This window comes from Halobacillus campisalis (assembly GCF_030345335.1).
GTDB classification, from domain to species: domain Bacteria; phylum Bacillota; class Bacilli; order Bacillales; family Halobacillaceae; genus Halobacillus_A; species Halobacillus_A campisalis.
The window spans coordinates 57,309-71,213 of record NZ_JAPVRC010000001.1; the positions used below are offsets into that span (position 1 = coordinate 57,309).

At 41.4% G+C, this 13,905-nt stretch carries 15 protein-coding genes; 14 read left to right on the top strand and 1 reads right to left on the bottom strand.

All coding sequences use genetic code 11. From position 1 onward, the window contains the following. The first annotated feature begins 26 nt into the window (after positions 1–26). The 14 genes from O2Q26_RS00250 to spoVM all read left to right on the top strand — a co-directional run bounded on the left by O2Q26_RS00250 (position 27) and on the right by spoVM (position 13,618). Positions 27–908 (top strand): YicC/YloC family endoribonuclease, encoded by an 882-nt coding sequence (locus O2Q26_RS00250; RefSeq protein WP_289214064.1) that lies wholly within the window; start codon positions 27–29, stop codon positions 906–908. A 69-nt stretch (positions 909–977) separates the two neighbouring features. Continuing rightward, positions 978–1,241, top strand: a complete 264-nt coding sequence (remA, locus tag O2Q26_RS00255) for an extracellular matrix/biofilm regulator RemA (protein ID WP_253935121.1) — start codon at positions 978–980, stop codon at positions 1,239–1,241. Positions 1,242–1,253: 12 nt separating this feature from the next. After that, entirely contained in the window at positions 1,254–1,874 is a 621-nt protein-coding gene (gene gmk / locus O2Q26_RS00260; protein ID WP_289214065.1) for a guanylate kinase, read from the top strand. Beyond that, positions 1,871–2,098: a DNA-directed RNA polymerase subunit omega gene (gene rpoZ / locus O2Q26_RS00265; RefSeq protein ID WP_253935123.1), complete on the top strand. Its 228-nt coding sequence runs from the start codon at positions 1,871–1,873 to the stop codon at positions 2,096–2,098. The genes gmk and rpoZ overlap by 4 nt, the downstream gene beginning before the upstream one ends. Before the next feature lie 89 nt (positions 2,099–2,187). Beyond that, the gene (gene coaBC, locus O2Q26_RS00270) at positions 2,188–3,393 is read left to right on the top strand and encodes a bifunctional phosphopantothenoylcysteine decarboxylase/phosphopantothenate--cysteine ligase CoaBC (protein ID WP_289214066.1); all 1,206 of its coding nucleotides are present in this window, start codon (positions 2,188–2,190) and stop codon (positions 3,391–3,393) included. Then, the gene (priA, locus tag O2Q26_RS00275) at positions 3,390–5,801 is read left to right on the top strand and encodes a primosomal protein N' (protein WP_289214067.1); all 2,412 of its coding nucleotides are present in this window, start codon (positions 3,390–3,392) and stop codon (positions 5,799–5,801) included. Before coaBC ends, priA begins: the two co-directional genes overlap by 4 nt. 16 nt (positions 5,802–5,817) lie before the next feature. Continuing rightward, on the top strand, positions 5,818–6,765 hold the full coding sequence (fmt, locus tag O2Q26_RS00280; protein ID WP_289214068.1) for a methionyl-tRNA formyltransferase: 948 nt from the start codon (positions 5,818–5,820) through the stop codon (positions 6,763–6,765). After that, positions 6,758–8,116, top strand: coding sequence for a 16S rRNA (cytosine(967)-C(5))-methyltransferase RsmB (gene rsmB / locus O2Q26_RS00285; protein ID WP_289214069.1), 1,359 nt, complete (start codon positions 6,758–6,760; stop codon positions 8,114–8,116). Before fmt ends, rsmB begins: the two co-directional genes overlap by 8 nt. A gap of 61 nt (positions 8,117–8,177) precedes the next feature. Further along, positions 8,178–8,939, top strand: coding sequence for a Stp1/IreP family PP2C-type Ser/Thr phosphatase (locus tag O2Q26_RS00290; RefSeq protein WP_289214719.1), 762 nt, complete (start codon positions 8,178–8,180; stop codon positions 8,937–8,939). Further along, on the top strand, positions 8,939–10,969 hold the full coding sequence (gene pknB, locus O2Q26_RS00295; protein WP_289214070.1) for a Stk1 family PASTA domain-containing Ser/Thr kinase: 2,031 nt from the start codon (positions 8,939–8,941) through the stop codon (positions 10,967–10,969). Before O2Q26_RS00290 ends, pknB begins: the two co-directional genes overlap by 1 nt. After that, positions 10,970–11,851: a ribosome small subunit-dependent GTPase A gene (rsgA, locus tag O2Q26_RS00300; RefSeq protein ID WP_253935129.1), complete on the top strand. Its 882-nt coding sequence runs from the start codon at positions 10,970–10,972 to the stop codon at positions 11,849–11,851. Positions 11,852–11,854: 3 nt separating this feature from the next. Then, positions 11,855–12,505, top strand: a complete 651-nt coding sequence (rpe, locus tag O2Q26_RS00305; RefSeq protein WP_289214071.1) for a ribulose-phosphate 3-epimerase — start codon at positions 11,855–11,857, stop codon at positions 12,503–12,505. A gap of 331 nt (positions 12,506–12,836) precedes the next feature. Next, entirely contained in the window at positions 12,837–13,493 is a 657-nt protein-coding gene (locus O2Q26_RS00310; protein WP_289214072.1) for a thiamine diphosphokinase, read from the top strand. Between the two features lie 44 nt (positions 13,494–13,537). Next, complete coding sequence (spoVM, locus tag O2Q26_RS00315; protein WP_253935286.1) at positions 13,538–13,618, top strand: stage V sporulation protein SpoVM; 81 nt, start codon at positions 13,538–13,540, stop codon at positions 13,616–13,618. A gap of 40 nt (positions 13,619–13,658) precedes the next feature. On the opposite strand, the gene rpmB is transcribed toward spoVM, so the two are convergent. Then, positions 13,659–13,847 (bottom strand): 50S ribosomal protein L28, encoded by a 189-nt coding sequence (gene rpmB / locus O2Q26_RS00320; RefSeq protein WP_253935132.1) that lies wholly within the window; start codon positions 13,845–13,847, stop codon positions 13,659–13,661. Between the last annotated feature and the right edge of the window lie 58 nt (positions 13,848–13,905).

Here is a 13,905-nt window from a genome sequence, read left to right on the forward strand (position 1 = left end):
AAAAAATATAAATGGACGTGGTAACGATGATAAAAAGCATGACGGGTTATGGTCGAAAGACGATTGCAGGAGAACAGCTTAAAGTGACGGTCGAAATTAAGAGTGTCAATCACCGATTTCTTGATTTCTCTCCAAAGGTACCTCGATCGTTTTTGTATATGGAAGATATAATGAAAAAGAAAGTTGCCGAATACATTCACCGCGGGCATATTGATCTGTTCATAAATCTTGAAGGAAACAACGCTTTAAACAAGAAGCTTCGGGTCGAAGATGATTTACTCGGCCAATACATAGATGCCCTTCACTCACTTAAGACTAAGCATGAGTTGACGGGAGATATCTCTATTGATATGGTTACTAAGTTAGAGGATATTTTTTCGGTAGTCGAGAGTGACGATCCTTCTCCCGAGATCGAATCAGCTGTACTTACAGCCTTAGAAGAGGCTCTTGAAACCCTTGTATGTATGCGTTCAGCAGAGGGAGAGAAGTTAGACAGCGATTTACGCAAACGTCTTGAAAGCCTTTCTGTTCTTATTGATGAGGCAGAGTCCAGGCGAATTCAGGTAATCGACGAACATAAAGAAAAAATTATCTCAAGAATACAGGAAACTATGAAGGATCAATTTGAGTATGATGATCAAAGGCTTCTTCAAGAAGTTGCCCTTTTAGCTGAAAAGGGTGACATTACGGAAGAGATCGTACGTTTTCGCTCCCACTTAAAGCAATTCCAGTCTACTATTGAAAGTCATGGAGCTGTTGGAAGAACATTAGATTTCATCGTACAAGAGTTTCATCGTGAAATTAATACGATCGGGTCTAAGTCAAATGATCCATTTCTCTCAAATAATGTAGTAAAATTAAAAAGTGAGATAGAAAAAATGAAGGAGCAAATACAAAATATCGAATAACGATTGAGATTAGCTCTAGTTTTTTCATATAATAAAGGAAGATAAGGGTATTAGAAGGAGGAAGTGTAGTTGAGTTTAAAGTTAATCAATATAGGGTTCGGTAATGTGGTTTCCGCTAACCGGATCATATCCATCGTCTCTCCAGAATCTGCACCGATCAAACGTATTATTACTGTTGCGAGAGACAATAATAAATTAGTAGATGCTACATACGGACGAAGAACTCGTGCCGTTATCATAACAGATAGTGACCACGTTGTACTATCTGCTGTTCAGCCGGAAACGGTAGGTCAGCGAGTGTTGAGCAATGATGAAATTTCAGATGATAACTAGGAGGATCCACTGGTGATAAAGGAAAAAGGTATTTTATTTATTTTATCCGGACCCTCTGGTGTCGGTAAAGGAACTGTTAGGAAAGCCTTGTTTGACCAATCCACTGACTTAAGGTATTCCATTTCCATGACTACTAGAGATCCGAGAGAAGGTGAAGTGGATGGTGTAGACTACTTCTTTAAATCGAGGGAAGAATTTGAACGTTTAATCGAACAGGGACAATTGATTGAGCATGCTGAGTATGTCGGCAATTATTATGGCACACCAAAAGAATATGTCGAACATACACTAGAACAAGGGAAAGACGTCTTTCTTGAGATTGAAGTACAAGGGGCTTTAAAAGTACGTGAGAATTTTCCGCAAGGTGTATTTGTTTTCCTAATCCCTCCTTCTCTTGAAGAATTAAAGGATCGGATTGTCAGCCGCGGCACAGAAACAGAAGAAAAAGTAAAAAACAGATTATTGGCCGCAAAAGAAGAAATTGAAATGATGGACGCTTATGACTATGTAGTCGTCAATGATCAAGTTGATTCTGCCGTTAAAAAGGTACAGGCGATCGTAGCAAGTGAACATTGTAAACGTGAACGCGTTTCTAATCAATACAAAAAAGCATTGGAGGCTGATCAATCATGATGTTAGAACCATCAATTGATTCACTGCAGCAGCAAATTAAATCAAAGTATACTTTAGTAACTCTTTCAGCAAGACGCGCCCGTGAGCTGAAACAGGGGAGCGCCCCTATGATCGATAAACCTACTTCCAGTCAGCAAGTCGGGGTGGCTTTAGAAGAAATCGATTGTGGCAAGCTGACTTTTTCAGAGTCAGATGTCATCCAATCCAGAACTGAAACTACGTAAACAAGTATAATATACCATCATCAAAGCCGCGCTAACTTAGTCATAAGGCGCGGCTTTTCCTTATCATCGTCGGGAAAGGATAGGATTCTATGCTTACAAATAAAAAGATTGTGCTCGGCGTATCCGGTGGGATAGCTGCGTACAAAGCGGCTGCCCTGACTAGTAAATTAGTTCAGGCTGGAGCAGTCGTCAAAGTGATTATGACAGAAAATGCTCAAAACTTTGTAGCACCTACGACATTTCAAGCTTTATCTCGTCAACCGATTTATACCAACACATTTAAGGAGCAGAATCCCTCTCAAATCCAGCACATTGACGTAGCCGATTGGGCTGACTTGTTTCTTATAGCGCCGGCAAGCGCCAATACAATCGGAAAATTAGCTAATGGAATTGCGGATGATATGCTTTCAACAACCCTGTTAGCGACAGAAGCACCTGTTTATATTGCACCAGCTATGAATGTCCATATGTACAGCCACCCTTCCGTCATGAAGAACCTTAAACAGCTGGACGAGTGGGGATTCAAATTCATCGAGCCTGGTGAAGGCTATTTGGCGTGTGGTTATGTAGGCAAAGGAAGACTAGAGAATCCAGAAACGATAGTCGAGCTTTTACAGAAGGAATCAAATAGATCAGCTGTCTTAAAAGGAAAGAGAGTTTTAATCACTGCTGGACCGACCCACGAAAAGATCGATCCTGTTCGGTACTTCACGAATCCATCTTCAGGAAAAATGGGGTTTGCGCTGGCACGTCAGGCTTCTCTCATGGGGGCAGACGTGACTTTAATTGCCGGACCTGTCCAATTGGACACGCCTCAACATGTCAAAAGAATTGACGTCACTACAGCAGAAGACATGTACGAAGCTGTCCTGTCTAATTATGAAAACAACGACATTATCATAAAGTCTGCGGCAGTGGCTGATTATCGACCAAAATATCAATTCGATCAAAAAATGAAAAAGTCTCCTGGGGATTATTCAGTTGAAATGGAACGTACGCGAGACATACTGCAGGAATTGGGAAATCGCAAAACTTCGCAGTATTTAATAGGCTTTGCCGCTGAAACAAATGACCTCGAACATTATGGAGAAGATAAATTGCGCAGAAAAAATTTAGATGCAATCGTCATGAACAATGTTGCAAAAGAAGGGACAGGTTTTGCTCATGACACGAATTCCTCCATTTATTTGACTAAAGAAGGAAAAAGAGTAGAGCTTCCTTTAATGACTAAAGATGAATTAGCTGAAAAAATTCTATTAGATGTGGCTCATAATGTAAGTGGTGGCGTGTTTTGAATATTGCAAAAGTAATAGTGGATGTACCTTCTCAAAACACAAATAGACTTTTTGATTATGGCATCCCATCTAAATATTTACATGTTGTCCAGCCTGGTGTTAGAGTGATTGTTCCATTTGGACCGAGGAAAATTTTAGGTTATGTCATCTCCATGACCGACCATAGTGAATTTAATAAGCTGCGAAATATAGAGGATGTTCTTGACATTACGCCAGCTCTTACTCCTGAACTTTTACAAGTTGGAAAATGGTTATCCAATCAAACGCTCAGCTATTATGTTTCTTGTCTACAAGTTATGCTGCCTCAAGTGTTAAAAGCTAAATACCGTAAAGAGCTGTGGAAACTGAATGAAGAAGACTTTCCAGAAGAGCTTGAACAGTTATTCGCTGGACGCGGTGTCATCGATTATTCAGAATTTGAGAATTCCGGTATCACTTATCAACAGTTGAGAAAATACGTGGATGAAGGCGTAGTCGATGTTCATTACGAAGTGAAGAGCAGAGAGACGAAAAAAACGACGACAATCGTTGAGCCTTTGTTAGACCCTTTGCAGCTTGAAGAATCATTAGAGGATTTGCCTAAACAGGCGACTAAGCAGCGTGTCATCGTCGGATATTTTGTAGAACATCAGGAGCCTTTACCTAAAAAGAATCTCCTCTCTTTAACGAACACGTCAGCAGCATCACTGAAACCGCTAGTGGAGCAAGGGATTTTGAAAGAGTACAAACAGGAGGTTCTTCGCGATCCCTATGGACATCGTGAGTTTGAGAGGTCCGCTCCATTTCCGCTGACTGAAGAACAGCAAGAAGCAATACATCCGATCCTACATAGTCTTGCCGATCGAAAACACGATGTATTCCTTCTTCACGGAGTAACAGGCAGTGGAAAGACGGAGATTTATCTGCAGTCAATCCAGAAAGTATTGGATGAAGATAAAGAAGCTATAATGCTCGTTCCTGAAATTGCTTTAACTCCGCAGATGGTCGAGCGGTTCAAAGGCCGCTTCGGTTCAAAGGTCGCTGTACTGCACAGCGGGTTGTCGGCTGGAGAAAAATATGATGAATGGCGTAAAATTCAAAGAGAAGAAGTTCATGTTGTCGTAGGCGCACGATCAGCCATATTTGCTCCTTTCAAAAATCTTGGAATCATTATAATAGATGAAGAGCATGAATCCAGTTATAAGCAGGAAGACAGGACGAGGTACCACGCTCGTGATGTAGCTATAGAAAGAGGGAAGATCCATTCTTGTCCTGTCGTACTCGGAAGTGCTACTCCTGCTTTAGAAACTTACGCACGTGCAGTCAAAGGCAATTACCATATGCTCACTCTTTCAAAGAGAATGAATAATGCTTCGATGCCTAGTACAGAATTAATAGATATGAGAGATGAACTGCATCAAGGAAACCGCTCGATGTTTTCCCGTGTCCTTCTTGATAAACTCAAAGATAGAATAGACCGTGGAGAACAAGCAGTTTTGTTTCTTAATCGAAGGGGCTATGCAACGTTTGTTATGTGTCGTGACTGTGGCCATGTAAAAGAGTGTCCGCACTGTGATATTGCTTTGACTTATCATAGAAGACAAGAGAGATTGAAATGTCATTACTGCTCACATGAAGAGCCTATGCCAAATCAATGTCCAGAATGTGAAAGCAAGACAATCAGGTATTTTGGAACGGGTACTCAAAAGGTAGAGGAAGTACTGCAGGAGTTGATCCCTGAGGCCCGCGTAATCCGGATGGATGTGGATACAACAAGGAAAAAAGGGGCACATGAACGCCTTTTAAATGATTTTGGAGATAAAAAAGCGGACATCCTTTTAGGTACGCAGATGATTGCTAAGGGACTCGATTTCGGTAACGTAACCCTCGTCGGTATCCTGGCAGCCGATGCATTGTTGAATCTTCCCGATTTCCGGGCTTCAGAAAAAACATTTCAGCTGATTACACAAGTAAGCGGCAGAGCAGGAAGACATAAATTAGCTGGAGAAGTAGTTGTTCAAACATACACACCTGAACATTACAGTATTCAGTTAGCAAGCGAGTATGATTATGAAAGCTTCTTCCAAGAAGAAATGAAACTGAGAAAAGGATTCCATTATCCTCCTTACTACTTTTTGACTCTATTTACTGTGTCTCATCCTAATCAGCTTAAAGTTCAGGAAGTGACTCAGAAGATCGTCCAGTTTATGAGAAAGAAGTTATCCGAAGAGGCTGATGTGTTAGGGCCTACCCCTTCCGCACTGACCCGGATCAATAATAGATATCGCTATCAATGCATGGTAAAATATAAAGATGAGCCAGAACAGCGGAAATTAATTCAACGAATCCTTCATTATTATGAGGATGAAATGAAAGAAGAAAATGGATTACAAATAACGGTAGATTTTCAACCGTATCAGTTAATGTAAGGAAGGAGTTCATTCCATGACAAGAATCGTATTTATGGGAACACCAGATTTTGCAGTTCCTGTACTCGAACAACTGGTTAGCCACAATTATGATGTGGTCCTAGCCGTTACGCAGCCCGACCGTCCTAAAGGTCGAAAGAAGGTATTGACTCCTCCTCCCGTAAAACAGGCAGCAGAGCGACTTAATATCCCTGTATTCCAGCCTGAAAAAATTAAATCTGAATATCATAAAGTGCTAGAATATCAACCTGACTTGATTGTCACTGCTGCCTTTGGACAAATACTGCCTGAAGGCCTGTTATCTTCTCCCAGCTATGGCTGTATAAATGTGCATGCTTCTTTACTGCCGGAGCTTAGAGGGGGCGCTCCAATCCACTATTCCATTATCCAAGGAAAGAAAGAGACAGGTGTCACTATCATGTATATGGTGAAAAGACTGGATGCTGGAGATATCCTGAGCCAGGTTAAAGTATCGATAGACGATGACGACCATGTGGGAACGCTTCATGATAAACTGTCAAAGGCAGGTTCGCAGTTGCTCCTCGAAACATTGCCAAGACTTTTATCTTCAGAAATTACACCAATCAAGCAAAATGAGGAAGAAGCTACGTTCGCCTCTAATATCAAGCGTGAACAGGAACTTTTAGACTGGGATAAAGATCAACAGTCCATTTATGATCATGTCCGGGGTATGCACCCCTGGCCGGTGGCTTTTACTTTTTGGAAAGGCAAGCCTCTAAAAGTTTGGTGGAGTGTTAAAGTGGAAGGCACTTACGATCAAAATCCAGGGACTATTGTAGGGTTTCATGAAGATGGATTTTTAGTAGCGACCGGTGATAAAAAGGCTATAAAAATAACTGATCTGCAGCCCTCCGGCAAGAAGAGAATGGATGGACAGGCCTTCCTAAATGGTTCAGGCCAGTCAATGCAGCTTAATGAACGGCTTGGTGAACAAAATGGCTAAATATGAATTAAGAGAAGCAGCGCTTGAGTTATTGACCCGGATAGGAGAGCAAGGCGGCTACAGCCACGTGCTTTTAGACCAGGAAATGAAAAAACGCAGCCTATCACCAAAAGATGGCGGTTTATTGACTGAAATTGTTTATGGGACTCTGCAAAACAAACTGAAGATTGATTATCAAATCGCACCGAATATTTCTAAACAAAAAAAACTCAAGCCCTGGGTGAAATGGCTGTTGTATATGTCTGTGTATCAAATGTTATATCTGGAACGAGTGCCGGATCATGCGGTCATACATGAAGCAGCAGAAATTGCCAAAAAGAGAGGCCATAAGGGCATCTCTGGTCTCGTCAATGGAGTTTTAAGAAATATTCAAAGAAATGGTGTTCAGGATCCTTCAGAAATTGAGGATCCAGCTAAAAAATTGTCGGTTGAGACCAGTCATCCCCAATGGCTGATCCACCGCTGGATCGATCAATACGGTTTTGAAGTGACCAAAGGGATTTGTTTTCAAAACCTTAAACACCTGCCTATGTCTGTCAGGGTACAGCCGCTTCGAATATCCAGAGATAAAGCGGCTGCGGAACTTGCTGAACGAGGGATTCAAACAGAGAATAGCGAATTCTCCTCTCAAGGCCTTATAATAACGGAAGGCAATATCTTAAACGACCCTCTTTTTAAGAACGGTCAGCTGACTGTGCAGGACCAAAGTTCTATGCTAGTAGCAGAAATGATGAGTCTAAAACCTGGGCAGGATGTACTGGATGCCTGCAGCGCTCCAGGAGGGAAAACCACTCATATCGCAGAAAAAATGGAGGATCAAGGCACCGTTTACGCTTATGATTTACATAAGAAGAAAGCGAACTTGGTCAATGAAAAAGCGAAATTGCTGCACCTGCAATCTATTGAAACTAAACAAGCCGATTCCAGACTTTTAAGTGACGTCCATGAAAAGGAATCGTTCGACCGTATTCTTCTCGATGCGCCTTGTTCAGGTTTAGGTGTTTTAAGAGGGAAACCGGATATTAAATACCACAAAAAAGAAGAAGATATCTATGCGTTACGAGGCATTCAAGATGATCTGCTGGAAAGCTTGGCTCCTTTATTGAAAGTGAATGGGAAGATCGTATACAGTACTTGTACCATAGATAAACATGAGAATATGCAAGCAGTACAGCACTTTTTAGAGAAGCATTCAGAATTTGAAATTGATGAAGAATTTCACAACGAACTTCCAGCGCACCTTCAGAATTCACAGGGTTGGAGTGAGTATGGACTCCAAATATTCCCGCAAGATTGGGATACGGACGGTTTTTTCTTAACTAGAATGGTGAAACGTAAGCCATCGTTTTAGAAAAAATGATGTACAGAAAACTATCATCTAGGCAGTGTAATGAAGAGACGGGGTGATGACCATGAAAGGCAGCTTTTTAACAGATCAAGGGAAAGTACGACAGCATAATGAAGATGCAGGCGGCGTTTATTTGAATGAGCAGAACCAATTGCTCGCTGTTGTAGCTGATGGGATGGGAGGACACCAGGCAGGTGATATAGCTAGTCAATTAGCTGTATCAACCTTACATAATCAATGGGAGGAAACGTCAGCAATACAAGGTCCTAAAGCAGCGGAGAATTGGCTGAGAGAAGCAATCCTCGAAGTTAATCAAGTCATACTACAGCATTCCAGGGATCATGAGGAATGTCGGGGAATGGGGACGACAGTGGTGGCCGCTGTATGTGACGATCAATTTGCAACGGTCGGGCATATCGGGGACAGCCGCGTGTATATTGCTAATCATTACGGATTCAAACGTGTAACTGAAGACCATTCATTGGTCAATGAGCTAGTAAGATCTGGTCAAATCTCTGAAGAACAGGCGGAATCACATCCGAGGAAAAATGTCTTATTAAAAGCTCTTGGAACAGATGAGAATATTTCTCCTGATATCGTAACCTTTGAATTTGAGGAAGACGATCGATTGCTGCTATGCTCAGACGGATTGACGAACAAAGTTAATGAAGACGAACTTTCAAGAATCAAAGAGTACGATGGAGAGTGGCAGGAACTCTGTCAATCTTTAGTCGATCTCGCCAACGAACGCGGTGGGGAAGATAACATAACTTTGGCTATTGTCCACCATTACGAAGACCCAAATGTGAAAGAGGGTGCTGATTAATGTTGAATAATCGTCTCCTCAACGATCGCTATCAAGTGAAAGACACGATCGGCGGAGGAGGGATGGCCAACGTTTACCTTGCCCATGATAATATTCTTGATCGTGAAGTGGCTATCAAAGTGTTACGACTTGAATACGGGAATGATGAAGAGTTCATAGCAAGGTTCCATCGAGAAGCACACTCAGCCACAAGTTTATCCCATCCGAACATTGTAAATATCTATGATGTTGGAGAAGAAGACGAAATTTATTATATGGTGATGGAGTACGTCGATGGTATGACCTTAAAACAATACATCCAGCAGAAAAGTCCAGTTGATGTCGCGGATGCTATTGATATCATGAGGCAAGTAACCTCTGCAATATCATTGGCCCACCACAATGAAATCGTTCACAGGGATATCAAACCTCAAAACATATTGATCGACCATTACGGCCATGTAAAAGTAACAGACTTCGGCATAGCCATGGCATTAAGTGCAACAGCACTCACCCAAACCAACTCAGTGCTTGGCTCAGTTCATTATTTATCACCTGAACAGGCTCGTGGGGGCATGGCTACAAAAAAATCTGACATTTACTCGATGGGGATCGTGTTTTTTGAATTACTGACGGGCCGGCTGCCGTTCTCAGGTGAATCGCCGGTTTCTATAGCATTGAAACATTTACAGCACGATACACCTTCATTAAAAAGATGGATACCGGACCTCCCCCAAAGTGTTGAAAATATCGTACTTAAGTCGACAGCGAAAGATCCTTTCCATAGATATGAATCTGTCATTGAAATGGAACATGATTTAGAAACGTCGTTAGAACCGTATCGTTTGAATGAGTCTGTTTTTGCTATTCCTGATGAAGAAGACGAAAAGACAAAGGCGATTCCAGTCATTACCGAAGAAGATTTCGACGGTCAGGACGAAGATGCTACCATTGTCCACGATACCAACCATCATCACGACAGCAAAGCTTTAGAAGAAACTAAAAAAGGCGTCCCCACTAAAAAAGAGAATAAAAAGGCTAAAAAACAAGCAAAGAAAAAAAGTAAAGGTAAATCAAATAAGAAGAATAAATGGCTTATTTGGCTTACGATCATCTTTTTGCTTCTTGCTTCTGCAGGGGTGGCTGCAGTCTTCGTCGTTCCTATTATGCTGCAGCCTGATGATGTGGAAATGATTGATGTTGAAGGTATGGAATACGGAGAAGCTTATACTGAATTGTCCGATTTGAATCTTAATGTAAGCCGTGAACAAATATTTTCGGACACGGTTGAGGAAGGTTTAGTTGTACGCTCAGATCCTGAAGCAGGTGACACCATAAAGGAAGAATCGGAAGTCACTGTATACACTTCACAAGGAAAAGAGAGAGTAGAATTCGAGGAATACATTGGTCAGAATTATGATAGCGTCAAAGAGGAATTAGATAATGAAGGTTATTCTACCGTCCTGGCGATTGAACAAACCTCCGAGAGACCTAGAGGGGAAATCATTGAGCAAATACAGCCGCAGCCAGGAGATCAAGTAATTGTCGACGAGACTCGCGTCATTTTTCAAGTAAGTACAGGACCTCCTACAATAACGCTGAGACCTTTAGAAGGACAAACGGTGGAAGAGGCTGAAAATTACTTGAGCGATAATGACTTGGAATCTTCTATTTCGGAAGAACATTCAAACGAAGTACCAGAAGGTCAAGTAATCAGTCAGGATCCGGAATCCCTTAGTGAGGTTGAAGAAGGTTCTACAGTTAACCTCGTTGTATCTCTTGGTCCTGAAGAATTACAGCCTCGTGAGGAAACCGTTCAAGTTGAGGTCCCTTTCAATGAAGAATTGGGTCAAGAAGAACAGCGGGTTATCGTTTATGTGGATGATCTAAATAATAGAATTTCAGATGTGTTTTTAGAAGAAACCATCACTGAAGACACAGTTATTGATATAGACTTAACGGTTCCTCCTGAAAACGATGCCACCTATAAAGTTTTACTTGAAGATGAAGTAATTGAAGAAGAGAATGTTCCCTATGAAGCAGGTGATTAAATGCCAACAGGAAAAATAATCAAATCATTAAGCGGATTTTATTACGTTCTTCACGAAGGAACGGTTTACCAGTGTCGTGGCCGAGGCAACTTTCGTAAAAGAAAAATAACCCCCCTTGTTGGTGATGTTGTAGAGTTTCAAGCCGAAACCATCAAAGAGGGATATATTTTATCTATTGAGGAGCGCACGAATGAATTTGTTCGTCCCCCGATTGCTAACGTGGATCAGGCCTTAATTGTAACGTCTGGAGCTCATCCGGACTTCAATCCGCTCCTTCTCGATCGATTTTTAGTTTTAGTCGAAGCTAAACGTCTGCAGCCGATCATAGTAATCTCTAAAATGGATCAGATAGATGAACAGACGGTTATTCGCATGAATGAATACAAGGATATTTATGAAAAAATCGGGTATACCGTACTTTTGACTTCTGTTTTTGATAAACACGCATTGGATCGTATCCAGTCCCACCTGGCTGACCGAACAACTGTCATCGCCGGGCAGTCGGGTGTAGGCAAGTCTTCGATTTTGAATTCCATCAATCCTATGCTGAATTTGGATACCGATGAAATTTCGGAAAGCCTTGGTCGAGGTAAACATACAACAAGACATGTCGAGCTTTATGAAATTGCCGGCGGGCTGGTCGCGGACACTCCGGGCTTCAGTTCGCTGGAGTTCAATGATCTGGAGCTGGATCAATTAAGCGAATGCTTTCCTGAATTTGTAGAAGTTCAGGACTATTGTAAATTCAGAGGTTGTCAGCATGATAAGGAACCTAAATGCGCGGTGAAAACAGAAGTTGAGAAAGGTACAATATCTAACCAACGATACCAACATTATTTACATTTTGTTGAAGAAATCAAGAATCGAAAGCCGAGGTATTAAATTATGACGAAAATTGCACCATCCATACTCGCTTCAGATTTTTCCAAATTGGGTGAAGAAATAAAAGACGTGGAAGCAGCAGGGGCTGATTATATTCATGTAGATGTGATGGACGGCCATTTTGTCCCTAATATTACAATCGGACCTTTGATCGTGGAAAGCATCCGGCCGAAAACCGAATTACCATTAGATGTACATTTGATGATAGAACACCCCGATCAGTATATTGAACAATTTGCTAAAGCGGGATCTGATATCATAACAGTGCACCAGGAAGCATGTCCTCATTTGCATCGGACGATCCAGCTCATCAAAAGTTTCGGTGTTAAAGCTGGAGTCGTTCTTAACCCCGCTACGCCGATTGAGTCGATCGCACCCATTTTAGGTGATGTAGATCTCGTGCTGCTCATGACGGTGAATCCAGGTTTTGGAGGACAGTCTTTCATTGACTCTGTACTTCCAAAAATAGAAAAGGCAGCGCAACTAAGACGAGAAAACAAGTACAACTTTGAAATTGAAGTGGATGGCGGAGTGAACAAAGAGACGGCAAGACTTTGTACACAAGCTGGTGCAGATGTTTTAGTTGCAGGCAGTGCTATCTTTAATGAAACCAATCGTAAGACAGCAATAGATCAGATCAAAGACTCGATTTAGTTAAAAAGGGCTCAAATAGTAAACCTATTTGTCAGCCCTTTTTTTATAAGGTGAACGATGTAATTGCCTTTTACTAATAGAGTGATTCTCTGTTATATGTAGGATTTGATCCGTGTGGGAGAAGGGGCGTTTGGGGAAGACCCGCTTTCCGCGGGAGTCGCGCTGAGTCTCCTTCCCCGCGGAAAGCGAGTTGTTTTCAAGACCCCATTTTTCAAAACAAAAACAACGAAACCGATTTTACAAGAAGGAATCTTATATAAAAATTAGAACTGAATAGACGTAACGAAGTCATAATTGATATTACTTTTTACTTGTTAAGGGGTGGGATTGGATGAGGAAGAAATATGCTATAGTCGGCGGTGGACCTAAGCGTTATATACCTGATTTAACAGAATATCAAGGAGACGTCATGAACTGGGTAGGTGCAGATCAAGGAGCTGAGGTCATATTAGAAAATACTATGCCTTTACACAAAGCCATCGGGGATTTCGATTCGGTTGATGAACATTCTTTGCAGCGCATTAAAGAAGAAGCGAAAGACTTCAGTATCTATCCTAATGAAAAGGATGAAACAGATTTAGAACTAGCTCTCCAATATGTGAAAAGTTTTCAAGCATCAGAACTGTTCCTGTTTGGTGTAACCGGAGGCAGACTTGACCATGCTCTTATTAATATCCAATTACTATATCCTTTATGGAAAGAGGGGGTAAAAGCTACGGTCATCGACGCTCAAAATAAGGTGGAATTAGTTGGGGCAGGCTCGCATAAGATACATAAGGACAGCGACTACCAATACGTATCGTTCCTCCCCGTGACCTTAGACATCCGGAAGTTAAGTTTATCAGGCTTTTCATATCCACTGAATGAGGCTGATTTATCCTATGGATCTACGAGGTGTATTTCAAACTATTTGATTGAAGATGAAGGTACTTTTTCATTTACCGAAGGCATACTGTTAGTAATAAGAAGTAAAGATATTAATTACTAGAGGGATTCTGGCACTCATAGTTTTATATGTTGAGGAGGAGGCTCATGAAATTTTATACGATCAAACTTCCCCGTTTTCTTGGCGGCATGGTACGGGCTCTCATTGGAACATTCAAGAAAGATTAACAAAAAAAGCACCCAGCTGTGGGTGCTTTTTTTGTAACGCTTATACGCGTTCGACTTTGCCTGATTTTAATTCGCGAGCAGATACATAAACTTTTTTAGGTTTGCCATCCACTAGAATACGTACTTTTTGTACGTTAGCTTTAAATTTACGTTTATTAGCATTCATCGCGTGGGAACGGTGATTACCACTGCTTGTGCTGCGACCTGATACGACACATTTACGTGACATGTAAATCCCTCCTGTTACATACATAGATCTTAAAATACTTAATTAATGTACCATATAG